The sequence below is a fragment of the Cellulomonas sp. Root137 genome, assembly GCF_001426725.1.
Lineage (GTDB): Bacteria > Actinomycetota > Actinomycetes > Actinomycetales > Cellulomonadaceae > Cellulomonas.
In genome coordinates, this window is sequence record NZ_LMFG01000001.1 from 2196529 (window position 1) to 2213936 (window position 17408).

Consider the following 17408-nt stretch of genomic DNA (forward strand, 5'->3'; position numbering starts at 1 on the left):
CGTGGGTCTGCGGGTCTCGCCGGTGGGGTGGGGGGTGGCGGTCGTCGCCGTCCTCGGCCTCGTGCTGGGCAGGTGGTTCGGGTGGCTGGAGCTCGCGACGGTCGGCGCCGCGCTGACCGCCGTGCTCGTCGTGTCCCTGCTCATGACCGCCGGGCGGGCCCGCTACGCCGTCACGCTCGACATGGCCGACCGCCGCGTGAAGGTGGGGGAGCGGGCCCTCGGGCGGGTCGAGGTGCGCAACATCGCCCGTCGTCCGTCCCTCCCGTCCCGCGTCGAGCTCCCCGTGGGCTCCGCGGTCGCCGAGTTCGCCGTGCCCGCGCTGGGCCCGGACCACGCCCACGACGACCTGTTCGCGATCCCGACGGCCCGGCGCGCGGTCATCGTCGTCGGACCGGTCCGCTCCGTTCGCGGCGACCCGTTCGGGCTGGTCCGCCGCAGCGTGCGCTGGACGCGGCCGGTGGAGCTGTTCGTCCACCCGCTGCTCGTGTCGCTGGCGGGGGCCAGCTCCGGGCTGCTGCGCGACCTCGAGGGCCAGTCGACGCGGGACCTGTCCGACTCGGACCTGTCCTTCCACGCCCTGCGCGACTACGTGGCGGGCGACGACCGGCGGTACATCCACTGGCGGACGACGGCGCGCCGCGGCAGCCTCATGGTCAAGCAGTTCGAGGACACCCGTCGGACGACGACCGCGCTCGCCCTGGCCACGGACCCGCGCGACTACGCGGACGACGACGAGCTCGAGCTGGCGGTCTCCGTCCTGGCGTCGGTGGGCGTGCAGACGATCCGGGAGGAGCGCGACCTGGTCGTGCTCGCCGGACCGGGCAGGCTCCGGGTGGAGACGCCGCCGCTGCTGCTCGACGACTGCTCGGGGATCGTGCTGGCGAGCGGTGGCGCGGGCGTGACGCTCCTGGGACGCCGCGTCGTCCGGGAGGCGCCGGAGGCCTCCGTCGCGATGCTCGTGACCGGCTCGGTGCCCGGCGACGCCGACCTGCGGCTCGGCGCCCGGCACGTTCCCACCGGTACGCGGACCGTGGTCGTGCGCTGCGAGCGGGGTGCCGAGGTGTCGGTGCGCACGCAGGGCTCGCTCAGCCTCGCGACGATCGGTCGGCTCGACGACCTGCCGCGCCTGCTCCGGCGGGTGACCGCGTGACCCCTCGCCCTGTCGGCCGCGCGGTCGTCGACGTCCTGTGCCTCGTCGGCACCCTGGCTCTCGCCCTGGTGCCCCTGCTCGAGGTGTACGGCGGCCTCACCGCACTGCCCGCGCTCGTCGGCGGCCTCCTGCTGGGCACGGCTGTCGCGGCGCTGGGGGCGGTCCGCGGGTGGTCCGCGATCACCGTCGTCGCCGTGCTCCTCGTCGTGTACGTGCTGGCCGGTGGCGCGCTCGCCGCTCCCGGCACGACGGTCGCCGGGGTGGTGCCGACCCCGCAGACGGCGCTCGACCTGACGCGCGCCGCCGCGTCGACGTGGAAGCAGGTCCTGACGCTCCAGCCGCCGATCGGGACCGACGGCACGCTCCTGGTCGCGATGTACGTCCTGGCGCTCGTGGGGTCGGCGATCGCCGTGTCCGTCGCGCTGCGGGCCCGCACGGGTGCCGCGGCGGCCTCGGCGGCCGTCGTGCCGGTCGTGGTGACGATCGCCGTGATCGTCCTGGGCACGCGCCGCCCCACGGTCGCCCCGCTGGTCACGGGCCTGGTCCTCGTGCTCGTGCTGCTGCCGTGGGCCTCGTGGCGGGCGGGGCTCCTGCGTGCGCGGCGCATCGTGGCGACCGGCGTGCTGACGGCGGTCGCCGTGGGGGCGGGCGTGCTCGGCGCACCGCTGGTGGCCGGGGGGACAGAGCGGCTCGTGGTGCGCGACGAGCTGGTGCCGCCGTTCGACCCGCGGGACTACCCGAGCCCGCTGTCGGCCTTCCGCGAGTTCGTCAAGGAGGACGCCGACGCGGTCCTGTTCACGGTCACCGGCCTGCCGGAGAGCGCCCGCGTCCGGCTGGCCACGATGGACCGCTACGACGGTGTGGTGTGGAACGTCGCGGGCGACGGGTCCGCGCAGGCGTCGGGCGAGTTCCGTCGGGTCGGCGCCGAGATCGAGACGAACGTGCGCGGCGACCGGGCGCACGTCGACATCGCGATCGGCTCGCTGGGAGGCGTCTGGCTCCCGACCGTCGGCCAGGCCACGTCGATCGAGCTCGCCGACCCTGACGACGCGGGCGCGCTGCGGTACAACGACGCGACGGGTGCCGCGGTGCTCACCGGCGGGCTCCGCGAGGGGCTCGAGTACGGCGTCGACGTGGTGGTGCCGCGCGAGCCCGACGACACCGAGGTCGGCAGCTCGCCCGAGTCCGACGTCGCGCAGCCGCCGCTCGCCGGCGTGCCCGACATCGTCGCCGCGACCGCGGCGGACGTGGCGCGCGACGCCGGCAACCCGGTGCAGATCAGCTCGGCGCTCGCCACGTGGCTCTCCGAGCAGGGGTTTTTCAGTCACGGGGTCGACGTGTCGGGCACGGAGTCGCTGTCCGGCCACGGAGCCGACCGGATCACCACGCTGCTCGGCGGCGACCTCATGGTGGGCGACGGTGAGCAGTACGCCGCGGCGATGGCGCTGATGGCGCGGGAGATGGGCCTGCCGGCGCGGGTCGTCCTGGGGTTCATCCCCGAGGACGGGGCGCCCGAGGGGCCCGTCGAGATCACCGGCAACGACGTCCAGGCCTGGGTCGAGGTCGCGTTCCAGGGGTACGGCTGGGTGCCGTTCGACCCGACGCCGCCCCCGGAGCAGACGCCCCAGGAAGAGGACCAGGAGAAGCCGTCGGAGCCCAACCCGCAGGTGGTGCAGCCGCCGCCGCCCCCGCCGGCCGCGGTGACCCCGCCCGACGAGGACACCGAGCAGCCGCAGACGGACGACCCCGACGCCGAGGACGACGGCAACGCGCTCCTGTGGCGGATCGCGCGCGTCGCGGGCATCGTCGCGGTCCCGCTGCTGGTCCTGGCCGCGCCGCTGCTGGTCATCGTCGCGCTCAAGGCCCGCCGACGACGGCGGCGGCGCCGCAGCCCGGACCCGGTGGTCCGCGTGGCCGGCGGCTGGGACGAGGTGCTGGACACGGCCCGCGACCTGCGCCGGCCCGCCGGCTCCCTGGCCACGCGCAACGAGTCGGCGCGCACCCTCGCGGCGTCCTTCGCGGACGCGCCCGGCGGTGCGCTCGTCGCGGCGCGCGTGGGCGCGCTCGCACGGACCGCCGATCACGCGGTGTTCAGCGACGGCGAGCCGAGCGGAGCGCACGCGACCGCCTACTGGACCGACGTCCACGAGACCGTCGAGGCGATGACGCACAGCGTGGGATGGCGCCGGCGCATGCGGGCGCGCGTGTCCACCGCCTCCCTGAGAGACCGCCGGAGCCGACGCCCGAAGGGCACGTCATGAGAGAGCAGGGTTCCCTGATGCACGCCCCGTACCGGGCGGTCGACGAGCTGTCGCCCGCCACCCTGGCCCGCCGCCTGTCCGCGGGCGCCCTCGACGCGGGCCTGCTGCTCGTGCTGGGCGGCTGGCTGATCCCCGCCGCGCGCATCCGGGACACCGCGTGGCTCGCGCTGCTCGGCGCGTCGCTCGTCCTGGTCGTCGTGGTGGTCCAGTGGGTGCTGCACGGTCGCACCGGCGCGACCGTCGGACGGTTCGCGACGGGGATCCGGACGCTCGACGTCGAGTCGCGCCGCCCGATCGGCATGCTCCGCGTGCTGCTGCGCGGCGCGGTGGTGGCCGCCGGGCTGCTCGCGTTCGTGGTGGGTGCGCTCGTCGTCCTCGCGTCGCCGTCGTTCGACCGGACCGGCCGCCGCCGCGGCTGGCACGACCTGGCCGCGCGGGACGAGGTGCTCGACGTCCGGTCGCGCGCGCTGGTGCAGGCACCGCCGAGCCCGGTGCGACTCCCGGAGGCGGCGCCGGTGCGACAGGAGCGCCGCCCGGTGAGCGTGCCGGGCTGGGCCGTCGCGGAGCCGTCGGCGGCGAACCGCGGGACCGAGCTCCTGGACGTCCTGCTCGACGAGGGCCGCCCTGCCGCGCTGGTCCTCGCGCCGATCTCCCCGCAGCGCAGCGGGCCGGACCTGGACACGCGCGCCACCCCCGTCGTCCGTCAGGTCGCGCTCAGCTACGGCCTCGCCCCCGAGCTCGAGATGACCCGTCCTGCGGGACCGCGGGACGACCTCGTCGCCCAGCCGGCGGACTCGGTGGCCGTCGACCGGACCGTCGCCGAGGTCGAGCTCGCCGACGGTCGCCGCGTCCTGATCGCGCGCACGGCGCTGGTCGGTCGCAACCCCGCGTCCGACGCCGACGTCCAGCTGGTGCGCGTCGTGGACCCGGCGCGCTCGGTCTCCAAGACCCACCTCCAGATCGGCGTCGAACCCGGTGGCGTCTGGGTGGCGGACCGCGGATCGACCAACGGCACGGTCGTGACCTTGCCGGACGGCGCGCAGGTGGTGTGCCGCGTGGACCAGCAGGTCCGTCTGCGGGTGGGGTCGACGGTCTCGTTCGGCGACTGCTCCCTGCGGCTGGTACGCGCACCAGGATCGGACCCCGTGTCCTAGAGTCGGGACATGGCGGACCGGCGCCTTGCTGCACGGATGCAGCTCGTCGAGGTCGAGGACGCCCCGACCGCGACGAGTGTGTCGAGCGCGCCGGACAACCACGTGCCGGCTGTGCCGGAGCCGGAGAGCCGCGGCACGACCGCCCGGATGCTGCGCCGCTGGTGGCCCGTCGCGGTGCTGGTCGTCGTCGGGCTCGTGGCGTCCGCGCTCGTGGCGTCCGCCAGGGACCGTGCCTTCGTCGCGCGGATCGCCGCGGTTCCCGGTCTCGTGCGCCCCCTCGACTCGGCACCGGTCCCGCTGTGGGAGACCGCCGGCTCGCCGCTGCCGGGCACCGTGCTCGCGGCCGACGGCGCCCTGGTGGTCCTCGCGGCAGGGACCGACGAGTGGACGGTCACGGCGCACGACCCGGCGTCGGGCGCCGAGCGCTGGACCACCGCCGTGGCGCCGGCGTCCCGCGCGGGGTTCGAGTCGTCGGCCGCGACGTGCCCGGCGCTGCGCGAGGACGTGGGGTCGCTGATCCTCTGTCTCGTCCTGCAGCCGCGCGTCCTGTACTCCGACGACGCCTCGATCCAGGAGCCGCCGCGCATCGCTGTCGTCCCGCTGTCCGCGCGGGACGGCGAGCGGGTCGGGGCGTGGGACCTGCGCGGCGCGATCGTGGGCATCGACCGGGTCGAGGACGACCTCGTGGTCGGCACGCTGGACGCGGACAGCCACCTGGTGGTGGAGCGGCGCGACGGCCGCACGGGTGACGTGGTGTGGTCGATGGTCACCCCCGACGTCATGGAGCAGCAGGCCACCGTCATCGCGGCCTCGATGCGGGTGCTGCCGCCGGTCGTCGTGCTCGAGGGGGGTTCCACGATCGTCCTGGACGTCGACGACGGACGCACCATCCTGACCCGCGCGCGGTACAGCGGTCTCCAGGTCGCCGCGCTCGGTGAGCGGTTCGCCACGTGGGCGCCCGTGGGCGGGGGGCGGGTGCACGACGTCGACGGGTCGCCGCTGTACCCCCTCGAGGGTCTGCCCGCCTCGCTGTCGGCCGACGACGGCTCGCAGTCCGGGACGCTGCTCGTCGACGAGGGGCCGGAGGTGTCCGCACTCGACATCACCACGGGCGCGGAGCTGTGGCGGACCCGGTCCGTCCTGGACCCCCGGGTGCTCGTGTCGGACCGTCTCGTCGTGTCGGGCGCGAGCACGTACGGCGTGCTCGACGTCCGCGACGGAGCCGTGCTGTGGGAGGTCGACACCGGGGCGCTGCTGCCGTGGAACCCGTTGTCGGACGGCACGTTGGTCATCGGTCCGGGGGAGTCGCCCGACGGTGGGCAGGAGCTGTGGGGCCGGGGGCTCGACGACGGCGTCCGGTACTGGTCGGTCCCGCTGCCCCAGGACGTGCGGCGGGTCGACGCCGTGGGTGGTCACCTCGTCGTCCGCACCGAGAACACCCTCGTCGTCTACGGCTGACTGCCATGGTCACGGGCGGCCTGCGGCCTCCGATGCAGCGTGTGGGTCTCGACGACGACGACGCGCAGGCGGACGACACCGTCCCGTCGGGTCCTCAGCGGCTCCGCGCCACCTCGGCTCGGCTGGCCGCCTGGGCCGCGAGCCGGCCGGTCCTGGCCGTCGTCGTCGCCGTGATCACCACCGCCGTGCTGGCCACGGTCGTGATCGCCACGCCCCGGTGGGTCAACGACCGCGAGCGCGCCGCGGTGCTGGGACCGGCGCCGTTCGCGGAGGCCGTGCGCGTGCTCGGCTCAGTTCCGCAGGTGCGCTGGTCGGCCGAGGTCGACGGGTCGGTCGTACCGGTCCTGGCCGGGGACGTGGTCGTGGCGGTGTCGGGCACGCCGTCGACCGCGCGCGGGCTGGTCGGGCTCGACGTCGTCTCCGGCGCTCGACGCTGGGCGGTGGCGCTCGACGCGGTGCCCGACCCGGAACGGGTGCTCTGCCGTCCGCTCGACGAGCGGCTCGCGTGCGTGGTGGGCCCCGTCCCCCCGTCGGACCGCGGCCCGGACCCCCAGGACGAGACGTCGACCCTGCTGCTCGTCGACCCGGCGACGGGCGCCGTGCTAGCGCGCAACGAGGTCCCCGGCTGGGCCGTGGCGACCGCGCAGGCCGGGTCGGACCTCGTGGTGGCGACGTACGCGCGGGGCATGCTCACGGTCCGGCGGGTCGACCCCTCCTCCGGCGAGGCGCGGTGGGAGACGCAACGGTGGTCCACGTTCCAGTCCGCGGGCAACGGGCGGGTGGCGCTCGTCGCGGCCGGAGGGCTGGTGATGGCCGCCGGGAACGACGTGACCCTGCTGCTCGACGCCGCGACGGGGGAACGGCTGCCGCGGCCGGCGCGCGGGGAGGACGAGCGGCTGCTCGACGACGGCACCCTCGTGCGCACCCGGTACCGGCTGCCGAACGCCGGTGTCGACGCGGTGTCCGAGCTCTCGACCGGGCGGGGGGAGCCTTGGCTGACCGTCCGCGGGGTGCTCGTCGAACCGGGCGTGAGCGACGGCAGCTCCGGCCTCGTGTTCGCCGCGAGCGGGCTGTCCGGTGGGCCGCTCGGAGGCCGGGTGCGGGCGTACCGGGAGGGCTCGGCGGAGGCTGTCTGGCGTGCGCTGATGCCGGCGCCGGTCGTCGCCGTCGACGCGGGCGGGCGCGTGGTGCTGCGCGGCGCAGGCGTCCTCGTGGGGCTGGAGGCGGCGACCGGCGACCAGCTCTGGCGCCGGGACTTCGGCACCTCGCTGGGCCGGACGTTCACGGACGGCCGGCACGTCGTGGTGGAGCACGACCTCGTCGACGGGGTCCCGTCGCTGACCGCGATCTCGCTGGACGACGGGGGGACGGCGTGGCGGGCGCCGCTGCCCGCCGGCGCGTCGCGGGCGGTGCGACTGGGCACGCACCTGTACGCGCTCGGCGACGAGGTGCTCGTGGCGCTGCGGTGAGACGGCGGTGGACGGAGTTGCGGAACGCCGGGCCCGGGGGGGTACGGTGAGTTCGTGCTCGCAGTCACCCTCCTTCTTCGCTGCCGCGACGAGGCCCTCTAGGCCGCATCCTCGTCGCGGTGTCGTGTGTGCCGGCTGACTCCCCGCCGAACCGCCCGAAGGACGAGAAGACCATGACCTACCTGGAGACGAGCGCACAGCAGCCGTCGTCGATGCCGGTGCACAAGTACCGTCCCTTCCACGAGCAGATCCGCGTGGACCTGTCGGACCGCACGTGGCCGGACAAGCACGTGACCAAGGCTCCCCGCTGGTGCGCGGTCGACCTGCGGGACGGCAACCAGGCGCTGATCGAGCCGATGAACCCCGCCCGCAAGCTCGAGATGTTCGAGCTGCTGGTGCAGATGGGCTTCAAGGAGATCGAGGTGGGCTTCCCGTCCGCCTCCCAGACCGACTTCGACTTCGTGCGGATGCTCATCGAGGAGAACCGCATCCCGGACGACGTCGTCATCCAGGTGCTGACGCAGGCGCGCGAGCACCTCATCGAGCGCACGTACGAGGCCATCGCCGGCGCCAAGCAGGCGATCGTGCACCTGTACAACTCGACCTCGACCCTGCAGCGGGAGGTCGTCTTCCGCACGGACGAGGACGGCATCGTCGACATCGCGGTCTCCGGTGCCCGGTTCTGCAAGAAGTACGAGGAGCTCGTCCCCGACACCGACGTGTTCTACGAGTACTCCCCGGAGTCGTACACGGGCACCGAGCTGGAGTTCGCGCTGCGGATCTGCAACGCGGTGCTCGAGGTCCTGGAGCCGACGCCGGACCGCAAGGTGATCATCAACCTGCCGGCCACCGTCGAGATGGCGACCCCGAACGTCTACGCCGACTCGATCGAGTGGATGAGCCGCAACCTGCGCTACCGCGAGAGCGTCGTCCTGTCGCTGCACCCGCACAACGACCGCGGCACCGCCGTCGCCGCCGCGGAGCTGGGCTACCTGGCCGGCGCGGACCGCATCGAGGGCTGCCTGTTCGGCAACGGCGAGCGCACCGGCAACGTCTGCCTGGTGACCCTCGGCATGAACCTGTTCAGCCAGGGCGTGGACCCGGAGCTGGACTTCTCCGACATCGACCACATCCGCCGCACGGTCGAGCGGTGCAACCAGCTGCCCGTCAACGAGCGGCACCCGTACGGCGGCGACCTCGTGTTCACCGCCTTCTCGGGCTCGCACCAGGACGCGATCAAGAAGGGCCTGGGCGCCCTGGAGATCTCCGCGGAGCGCCAGGGCAAGACCGTCGACGACGTGGTCTGGGCGGTCCCGTACCTGCCCATCGACCCGAAGGACGTCGGCCGCAGCTACGAGGCGATCATCCGCGTGAACTCCCAGTCCGGGAAGGGCGGCATCAGCTACCTGATGAAGTCCGAGAAGGACCTGGACCTGCCGCGCCGGCTGCAGATCGAGTTCTCGCAGGTGGTGCAGCGGCACACGGACCAGCACGGCACCGAGGTCACGGCCGACGAGCTGTGGCACATCTTCAACGACGAGTACCTGCCGGTCGAGCCGGGCAGCCCGTTCGCGCCGTGGGGTCGGTTCTCCCTGCGCGGCACGCGGGGGACCAGCGTCGAGGACGGGCCGGACACGCTGGAGGTGGACCTCGTCGACCGTGGCGTGCCCCGCACCCTGCAGGGCTCCGGCAACGGCCCGGTCGCGGCGTTCGTGGCGGCGGTGAAGACCCTCGGGGTCGACGTCGCGGTCCTCGACTATGCCGAGCACGCCCTCTCGTCGGGCGGCGACGCCACCGCGGCGGCCTACGTCGAGTGCGCGATCGGCGACGAGATCCTGTGGGGCGTCGGCATCGACCCGTCGATCACGACGGCCTCCCTGAAGGCGATCATCTCGGCCGTCAACCGGCACGAGCGCTGACCGCACCCACCCAGAGCCACCGTCCGCGCGGTCGATCCCGCTGGACGGTGTGCCCGGGGAGGGGCGCGCTCGGCAACCCCGACGAGCGCCCCTCCCCGGGTCAGCAGTGCGTGTCCCGGGCCCTGGTGTGGGTGGCACGGGGGACAATGACCCGGTGAGCCTCTACCGCGACGAGGCGATCGTCCTGCGCACCCACAAGCTGGGGGAGGCCGACCGCATCGTCACCCTCCTGACCCGGTCGCACGGCAAGGTGCGTGCGGTCGGCAAGGGTGTGCGCCGGACGTCGTCGCGGTTCGGCTCCCGCCTGGAGCCGTTCATGTACGTCGACCTCCAGCTGAGCACGGGCCGCAACCTCGACATCGTCACGCAGGCCGAGACGCTGGGTGCGTTCGGGCGGCGGATCTGCGAGGACTACACGCTCTACACCGCCGGCACCGTGATGCTCGAGACCGCCGACAAGCTGGTCGAGGCCGAGCACGAGCCGTCCCTGCAGCAGTACTGGCTGCTGGTCGGCGCCGTGAAGGCGCTCGCTGCCCGCGATCACGCGCCGGGCCTGGTGCTCGACTCGTACCTGCTGCGCGCGCTCGCGGTGGCCGGCTGGGCGCCCAGCTTCACCGACTGCGCCCGCTGCGGGGAGCCGGGTCCGCACTCGGCCTTCGCGGTGGCGTCCGGTGGTGCCGTCTGCCGGGCGTGCCGGCCACCCGGTGCGGCCGCGCCGGCCCCGGAGACGTTCGAGCTCCTGGCGTCGCTGCTCGCGGGAGACTGGGGTGTCGCCGACGCCAGCGCCGAGCGGCACCGCGGCGAGGGCAACGGCCTGGTCGCCGCGTTCTGCCAGTTCCACCTCGAGCGCCAGCTGCGCTCGCTGCCGATGGTCGAGAGGGTCTGAATGCCGGTCCCACCCCCGCCGCACCCCAGCGGCGAGCGCGCCCCCGTGATTCCGAAGGAGTTCGTGCCCCGGCACGTGGCGGTCGTCATGGACGGCAACGGCCGGTGGGCCAACGCGCGCGGGCTGCCCCGCACGGCCGGTCACGCCGCGGGGGAGGCCTCGCTGCTCGACGTCGTGGCCGGCGCGATCGAGGTGGGCGTCGAGTACGTCTCGGCGTACGCGTTCTCCACGGAGAACTGGTCACGATCACCGGACGAGGTGCGCTTCCTCATGGGGTTCAACCGGGACGTGCTGCGCCGCCGGCGGGACCTGATGAACTCGTGGGGGGTCCGGGTCCGCTGGGCGGGCCGACGGCCGAAGCTGTGGCGCTCGGTGATCAACGAGCTGGAGACGGCCGAGGAGCTCACCCGGGACAACTCCACGGTGACCCTGACCATGTGCGTGAACTACGGCGGGCGGGCGGAGATCGCCGACGCCGCGCAGGCGATCGCGCGGGAGGTCGCCGCGGGCCGCGTGAAGCCGGACAAGGTGAACGAGAAGCTGTTCGCGCGCTACCTCGACGAGCCCGACCTGCCGGACGTCGACCTGTTCCTGCGGTCCTCCGGTGAGCAGCGGATCTCGAACTTCATGATCTGGCAGGCGGCCTACGCGGAGCTCGTGTTCCTCGACGAGCCGTGGCCGGACGTGGACCGACGGCACCTCTGGCGCGCGGTCGAGACGTACGCGCGGCGGGACCGGCGGTACGGCGGGGCCGTGGACCGGCCGGGTCAGACCTCGGCCTGAACGCGCACCGCCGTGCTCGACCGGGCGCGGCGCCGCAGCAGCCAACCGACCACGAGGGCGATCACGAGGACCACGCCGGCGAGCGCCCACGGCGAGCGGGCGAACAGGGCGACCGCCGCCCACAGGGCGCCGAAGCCGATGGTCGCCCAGATCACCGCCCACGCGATCGCCCCCGGGATCGACGCGAGCGTGAAGCGCAGGTAGGGCATCTTGACCAGGCCGGCGGCCGCGATGATCGCGGTCTGCAGCCCGACCGTCAGGTACGCGAGGGTGACCGCGATCGGTCCCCAGCGACGCACCAGGTCGAGCCCGCGCTGTGCGCCGGGAGTGCCGGACCAGGCCTCGAGCCGCGTGACGGAGGCGTGCCACCAGCTCGGTGCGCCCTCGTGGTCGTCGACCGCCTGCGCACCGCGCACCACGCCACGACCAGCCCAGTAGGTGGCGTGCGAGCGGGCCATGACGATGACGAACAGCCCGGCGATCGCGACACCGAGCGGCACGGTGCCGAGGTGATACGCGTCCCGGGGATCCACCTCTCGATCCTACGGGGCCGGGGAGGGGCGTCTTGTCGCGTCGCTGTCGCGCACGTCGTCCACCAGGAGGACGTCGTCGACCATGTCCGGGTGGGGGTCGCGCGGCGGCGCCGGTCGGCGCAGGAGCGGCTGCAGCGTGGCCGTGACGGCGTAGACCAGGATCGCGAGCACGACGATCGTGGCGCCCGGCGGGATGTCCTGCCAGTAGGTGAGCACCAGGCCCGCGATGCTGACCACGACACCGACCACGCTGGCCAGCATCATCGTGCGGCCGAACGACCGGGCGAACAGCTGCGCGATGGCCACCGGCACGATCATCAACGCACTGACCAGCAGCAGGCCGACCACGCGCATCGCGATGGTCACCGTCAGGGCGGCGATCGTGGCGACGAGCATGGAGAGCAGCCGCACGGGCAGGCCGCTGGCGCGGGCGAACTCCTCGTCGTGGCTCACCGCGAACAGGGCGGTGCGCAGGCCGACGCCGACGCCGAGCACGAGGACCGCCAGCGCGACGGTCCACCACAGGTCGGCGCTGGACACGGTCGAGATCGACCCGAACAGGTAGCTGATGAGGTTGGCGTTGGTGCCGCCGGCCAGCTTGATGAGCAGGACGCCGCCGGCGATGCCGCCGTAGAACATGAGCGCGAGGGCCAGGTCGCCGCTGGTTCTCCCGCGCTCGCGCACCAGCTCGATGACGATCGAGCCGACGACGGCGGCGATGACCGCGCCGGGCAGGGCGAGCGTGTCCTGCGGGACGAGACCCGCCCAGCTGCCGACGAGCCAGCCGAGCGCCACGCCGGTGAGCGCGACGTGCCCGATGCCGTCGCCCATGAGGGCCATCCGGCGCTGCACGAGGAACGTGCCGACCACGGGCGCGGCCGCGCCGACGAGGATCGCGGCGAGGAGCGCCCGCTGCATGAGCGGCGAGCTGAGCAGCTCGACCACCTGGTCCCACGCGGTCACGGGTTCACCTCCACCGACAGGGACGGGCCCGTGCGCGGCGGCTCGGGGTCGGGATGCGCGTGCGTGTGGTCGTGGTGCTCGCCCGCGTGCTCGCCGCGTGCGGCCGGGGGGGCACCGTCGTGGGCCACCCGGCCGTGCCGGAGCACGATCGCCCGGTCGATCAGCGGCGCGAACGGGCCGAGCTCGTGCAGGATCACGACCACGGTGGTGCCCGCGTCGTGCAGGCGGCTGACCGTGTCCACGAACGTCGCCTGGGTGGGGATGTCGATGCCCGAGGTGGGCTCGTCGAGGACGAGCAGGTCGGGGTCGCGGACGAGGGCGCGAGCGATCAGGACACGCTGCTGCTGACCGCCCGACATCTCCTGCACCCGCTGGAACGCCCGGTCACCCAGGCCGACGTCGGCCAGGGCGGCGAGCGCGCGTCGGCGGTGCCCGCGCGGCGGTCGCAGCGTGCGACCGTGCAGCAGGCCGGACGACACCACCTCGTACGCGGTCGCCGGCACCCCCGCGGCGGCGGGCAGGCGCTGCGGCACGTACCCGATGCGGTCCCACGGCGCCGACGGACCCAGGGGCGCGCCGAACAGCCGGACGTCGCCGGAGGTGCGGGGCACCACGCCGAGCAGGGTGCGCACGAGGGTGGACTTGCCGGAGCCGTTGGCGCCGAGCAGCGCGAGGACCTCGCCCGCGGGGACGGCCAGGTCGATGCCGTCGAGGATCGGCTGGCCACCGAGCGTCACGCCGAGGCCGGTCGCCTCGATCACCGGTGTGCTCACGAGCAGGACAATGCCATGCGCAGCGCCTCGAGGTTCGCCGTGGCGATCGAGAAGTAGTCGGCGTCGGGGTCGGCGAGGCCCTCGACGGGGTCGAGCACCGCGGTCGTGATGCCGAGGTCGTCGGCGAGCGTCTCGGCGACCTTGGGGCTGACCAGGCTCTCGAAGAAGATCGTGCTCACGTCCTCGTCCCGCACGATCGTCTCGACGGCGGCCAGGCGAGCGGGCGACGGCTCCGCCTCCGGGTCGATGCCGGAGATGCCGACCTGCTCCAGGTCGTACCGGTCCGCCAGGTAGCCGAACGCCTCGTGCGAGGTCACGAACGTGCGGACGTCGCACTGCTGGAGACCGGCGGCGTACGTGGCGTCGAGATCCTCGAACCGCTGGCTGAGCGCCGCCGCGTTGGCGGCGAACGCCTCGGCGCCGTCCGGGTCGATCTCGGTGAGCGTGGCCGCGACGTCCTCGACGACGGACGGCATCCGGCTGGGGTCGAGCCAGAAGTGGGGGTCGAGGTCGCCGTGCTCGTGCTCGGCGTGCTCCTCCTCCGACTCGTCCTCGTGGTCTGCGGGCCGCAGCGTCGTGTCGGACGCCGCGTCGACCACGTGGGCGGGCGAGGTCTGGGCGACGGCGTCGTCGACCGCGGCCTGGAACCCCGAGAGGTAGACCACGAGGTCGGCGCCGTCGATCCGCGACACCTGGGCGGGGGAGAGCTCGACGTCGTGGGGCTCGGCGCCGGGCGGGGTCAGCGACCGCACGGTCACCCGGTCGCCGCCCACCTGCTCGGCGACGAACTGCAGCGGGTAGAACGACGCCATGACGTCGACGGTCCCGTCGTCGGCCCCGGAGGCGCTCGCGCAGCCGGTGAGCACCAGCGGCAGAGCGGCCAGCGGTGCGAGCAGGGCCAGACGACGAGGCGCGATGGACATGACGATCATTCTCAGTTAGTCGAGAACCGTTGTCAAAACGGGGTCCGCCGCCGACGGGTAACCTGGGCTGCTCATGCTCGCACCGCGGCCCCACGGTCGCGGTCCACCCGCCCGCGACACCCAGCCGCGGGCGCCACCACCCTGGAGTGATCGATCGTGGCTGCACCCTCTCGCCTGGACTCCGTCGTCTCCCTCGCCAAGCGGCGCGGGTTCGTCTTCCCGAGCGGCGAGATCTACGGCGGTACCCGGTCCGCGTGGGACTACGGACCGCTGGGCGTCGAGCTCAAGGAGAACATCAAGCGCCAGTGGTGGCGCACGATGGTGACCAGCCGCGACGACATCGTCGGCCTCGACTCGTCGGTCATCCTGCCGCGCCAGGTCTGGGTCGCCTCCGGCCACGTCGGCGTCTTCACCGACCCGCTGACGGAGTGCCTGAGCTGCCACAAGCGGTTCCGCGAGGACCACATGCTCGAGGAGTTCGAGGAGAAGAAGGGCCGCGTCCCTGAGCACGGCCTGGCGGACATCGCCTGCCCGAACTGCGGCACGCGTGGTCAGTGGACCGAGCCGCGCGACTTCAACATGATGCTCAAGACGTACCTCGGCCCGGTCGAGGACGAGTCCGGCCTGCACTACCTGCGTCCCGAGACCGCGCAGGGCATCTTCGTGAACTTCGCCAACGTGAGCACCACGTCGCGCAAGAAGCCGCCGTTCGGCATCGGCCAGATCGGCAAGTCCTTCCGCAACGAGATCACGCCCGGCAACTTCATCTTCCGCACGCGCGAGTTCGAGCAGATGGAGATGGAGTTCTTCGTCGAGCCCGGCACCGACGAGACGTGGCACCAGTACTGGATCGACCAGCGCACCGACTGGTACGTGGACCTCGGCATCGCGCGAGACAACCTGCGGCTGTACGAGCACCCGGCCGAGAAGCTGTCGCACTACTCGAAGCGGACCGTCGACATCGAGTACCGCTTCGGGTTCCAGGGCAGCGAGTGGGGCGAGCTCGAGGGCATCGCCAACCGCACGGACTTCGACCTGAAGACCCACACCGAGCACTCCGGCCAGGATTTGTCGTACTTCGACCAGGCGAAGAACGAGCGCTACGTGCCGTACGTCATCGAGCCGGCGGCGGGTCTGACGCGCTCGCTCATGGCGTTCCTCGTCGAGTCGTACACCGAGGACGAGGCGCCCAACACCAAGGGCGGCGTCGACACCCGCGTGGTGCTCAAGCTCGATCCTCGCCTGGCGCCGGTCAAGGCGGCGGTGCTCCCGCTGTCCCGCAACGAGTCGCTGTCGCCCAAGGCCCGCGACCTGTCCGCCGAGCTGCGCAAGAACTGGAACGTGGACTTCGACGACGCCGGCGCCATCGGCCGTCGCTACCGCCGCCAGGACGAGATCGGCACGCCGTTCTGCATCACGGTCGACTTCGACACGCTCGACGACCAGGCCGTCACCATCCGGCACCGCGACGACATGACGCAGGAGCGGGTGGCCCTGGACAAGGTCACCGGCTACCTGGCGCAGCACCTCGTCGGCGCCTGACCTCGCATGTCGACGCAGGCCCGGAGCGCGCGCTCCGGGCCTGCGGTGCGTCTAGTACCCGTCGCGGACGCGCTCGAGCACCTGGTCGGCCGTGAACGCACAAGCACCGAGACTGCCGCAGCCTTCGCCCGCGACGGTGGTGCCGTCCGCGCCGACGAACGTCGCGAACGGGGGCGGGTCGCCCTGGAGCACGATGCCGTTGGTGACGTTGACGGTCTCTCGGACCGCGTAGAGAAGCCGGTCATCCGTGCCGGGAGCCCGGAAGGTGGGGACCTCGAAGGTGGCGGCAGACCCGACGACGACGTCGTCGACGACCTCGCCGACACCTCTCGGGTACGTCACGAAGACGCGCGGGTTCTCGAGACCGGGCGGTACGTCTCCCACGAGGACCGCGACGAGGCTCCGCCAGTCGCTGCTCGCGGGCTCGGGGAGCAAGAAGGCGGCCCGCTGCGCCGCCGGGTACAGCGCCTTGCCGTCGTCGGCCCCGTCCGTGCTCCACGTCAACGTGGCGGCCGTGCCGAGCGACGAACCGTCTCCGCCGTCATAGCCCTCCCGCGCGGCGACCGTGACGCCGGCGCGACCGTCGGGAAGGCCGTCGAGGGCCTGCACGCCCACCGGGTAGATCCGCCCGCCCGTGGGGCTGAGGGTGTCGAGCCTGACGGACAGGTTCAGGTCGAGCCACTCGCCGTCGGGTGCGGTCCGCGTCATCGGCGCGTTGGCGGCCCAGATGTTCTGCGCGACCTCGACGGAGGCATCGGATCCGAGCGTCCGTGGGGCTTGCGTGGCGACCGGCGTGCGGTGCGAGAGCGGGATGGCGCCGACCGCGACGCCGGCCACGAGGGCGAGAGCCGCAGCGGCGGACACCGAGCCCGCGACTGCGCGGCGGCGGCGACGGCGACGGCCCGCGAGGACGGTCTCGTCGGGGTCGAGCGACATGGTCGGCAGCGCCAGATCGGCGCGAGCGCGCAGGGAGCGGACGAGGTCCTCGTCGGACAGGGTGGCGCTCATCGGGCGCTCCTCTCGGTGGTCAGCGCGGTGCGCAGGGTGGCGAGCCCGCGGGACGCGGTGGACTTCACGGTGCCGACGCTGACGCCGAGCTCGGCGGCCACCTCAGCCTCCGGCAGCCCGACGAAGTGCCGCAGGACGACGATCCGGCGCTGGCGGGGTGACAGGAGGGCGAGCGCGCGGACCAGCTGGTCGCGGTCGTCGGAGGGGCCGTGCGCGGCGATCGATCCGGTCTCGGGCAGGTGCTCAGGCGCGGACAGGACCTCGCGGCGGCGTCGTCGCCAGGTGTCGATCCGCAGGTTCACCAGCGTCCGGCGGGCGTAGGCCAACGGGTCGTCCCGGCGGGCGCGGGACCAGGCGGCGTAGGTGCGGACCAGGGCGTGCTGGACCAGCTCCTCGGCGCGGTGCGCGTCGCCGACCAGCAGCCACGCGGTCCGCAGCAGGTCGGCCGAGTGCGCCTGCATGAACGCGGTGAACTCGGCGTCGGTGTCCTCGGCCGGCCGCGTCCGTCCGGTGAGGACACGCGTCGACTCCTCGCCGACGTCGTCGTCGGGCGGTGCAGGGCGCAGCGGCGCGGGCGGCATGGGGC

Annotated in this window: 15 protein-coding genes; 9 read left to right on the forward strand and 6 right to left on the reverse strand. The window is 73.6% G+C overall.

Features of this window, described 5'->3' with window-relative positions; translation table 11 throughout:
- Position 1: 1 nt before the first annotated feature.
- The 8 genes from ASD18_RS10335 (at position 2) to ASD18_RS10370 (ending at position 11080) form a co-directional block, all read left to right on the forward strand.
- On the forward strand, positions 2-1150 hold the full coding sequence (locus ASD18_RS10335; protein ID WP_056090236.1) for a DUF58 domain-containing protein: 1149 nt from the start codon (positions 2-4) through the stop codon (positions 1148-1150).
- Positions 1147-3411, forward strand: coding sequence for a transglutaminase domain-containing protein (locus ASD18_RS10340; protein WP_082573749.1), 2265 nt, complete (start codon positions 1147-1149; stop codon positions 3409-3411). Before ASD18_RS10335 ends, ASD18_RS10340 begins: the two co-directional genes overlap by 4 nt.
- 17 nt (positions 3412-3428) lie before the next feature.
- Positions 3429-4565 carry an RDD family protein gene (locus tag ASD18_RS10345; protein WP_056090239.1) on the forward strand — a complete coding sequence of 379 codons (1137 nt, stop codon included), beginning with the start codon at positions 3429-3431 and terminating at the stop codon, positions 4563-4565.
- Positions 4566-4574: 9 nt separating this feature from the next.
- Positions 4575-6023 (forward strand): PQQ-binding-like beta-propeller repeat protein, encoded by a 1449-nt coding sequence (locus tag ASD18_RS10350; protein WP_156387932.1) that lies wholly within the window; start codon positions 4575-4577, stop codon positions 6021-6023.
- Between the two features lie 41 nt (positions 6024-6064).
- Positions 6065-7492 (forward strand): PQQ-binding-like beta-propeller repeat protein, encoded by a 1428-nt coding sequence (locus tag ASD18_RS10355; RefSeq protein ID WP_162251736.1) that lies wholly within the window; start codon positions 6065-6067, stop codon positions 7490-7492.
- 173 nt (positions 7493-7665) lie between these two features.
- Positions 7666-9411 carry a 2-isopropylmalate synthase gene (gene leuA, locus ASD18_RS10360; RefSeq protein ID WP_056090247.1) on the forward strand — a complete coding sequence of 582 codons (1746 nt, stop codon included), beginning with the start codon at positions 7666-7668 and terminating at the stop codon, positions 9409-9411.
- Positions 9412-9565: 154 nt separating this feature from the next.
- The gene (gene recO / locus ASD18_RS10365) at positions 9566-10297 is read left to right on the forward strand and encodes a DNA repair protein RecO (protein WP_056090250.1); all 732 of its coding nucleotides are present in this window, start codon (positions 9566-9568) and stop codon (positions 10295-10297) included.
- On the forward strand, positions 10298-11080 hold the full coding sequence (locus ASD18_RS10370; RefSeq protein ID WP_056090253.1) for an isoprenyl transferase: 783 nt from the start codon (positions 10298-10300) through the stop codon (positions 11078-11080).
- Here ASD18_RS10370 and ASD18_RS10375 read toward each other — a convergent pair.
- From ASD18_RS10375 to ASD18_RS10390, 4 genes are read right to left on the reverse strand one after another with little or no spacing between them, the layout of a single operon-like run.
- The gene (locus ASD18_RS10375; RefSeq protein WP_056090256.1) at positions 11065-11613 is read right to left on the reverse strand and encodes a DedA family protein; all 549 of its coding nucleotides are present in this window, start codon (positions 11611-11613) and stop codon (positions 11065-11067) included. The two genes, ASD18_RS10370 and ASD18_RS10375, sit on opposite strands and share 16 nt — an antisense overlap.
- A gap of 9 nt (positions 11614-11622) precedes the next feature.
- The gene (locus ASD18_RS10380) at positions 11623-12531 is read right to left on the reverse strand and encodes a metal ABC transporter permease (RefSeq protein WP_200938600.1); all 909 of its coding nucleotides are present in this window, start codon (positions 12529-12531) and stop codon (positions 11623-11625) included.
- A 41-nt stretch (positions 12532-12572) separates the two neighbouring features.
- Complete coding sequence (locus ASD18_RS10385) at positions 12573-13349, reverse strand: metal ABC transporter ATP-binding protein (protein WP_056090261.1); 777 nt, start codon at positions 13347-13349, stop codon at positions 12573-12575.
- The gene (locus ASD18_RS10390) at positions 13346-14272 is read right to left on the reverse strand and encodes a metal ABC transporter substrate-binding protein (protein ID WP_056092022.1); all 927 of its coding nucleotides are present in this window, start codon (positions 14270-14272) and stop codon (positions 13346-13348) included. The genes ASD18_RS10385 and ASD18_RS10390 overlap by 4 nt, the downstream gene beginning before the upstream one ends.
- 156 nt (positions 14273-14428) lie before the next feature.
- On the opposite strand from ASD18_RS10390, the gene ASD18_RS10395 reads away from it, so the two are divergent.
- On the forward strand, positions 14429-15814 hold the full coding sequence (locus tag ASD18_RS10395; RefSeq protein WP_056090265.1) for a glycine--tRNA ligase: 1386 nt from the start codon (positions 14429-14431) through the stop codon (positions 15812-15814).
- A gap of 51 nt (positions 15815-15865) precedes the next feature.
- Here the strand turns inward: ASD18_RS10395 and ASD18_RS10400 are convergent, their stop codons facing one another.
- Together ASD18_RS10400 and ASD18_RS10405 are read right to left on the reverse strand one after the other, a co-directional pair.
- The gene (locus ASD18_RS10400; protein WP_056090269.1) at positions 15866-16822 is read right to left on the reverse strand and encodes a hypothetical protein; all 957 of its coding nucleotides are present in this window, start codon (positions 16820-16822) and stop codon (positions 15866-15868) included.
- Complete coding sequence (locus ASD18_RS10405) at positions 16819-17403, reverse strand: SigE family RNA polymerase sigma factor (protein WP_082573753.1); 585 nt, start codon at positions 17401-17403, stop codon at positions 16819-16821. Before ASD18_RS10405 ends, ASD18_RS10400 begins: the two co-directional genes overlap by 4 nt.
- Positions 17404-17408: the final 5 nt, after the last annotated feature.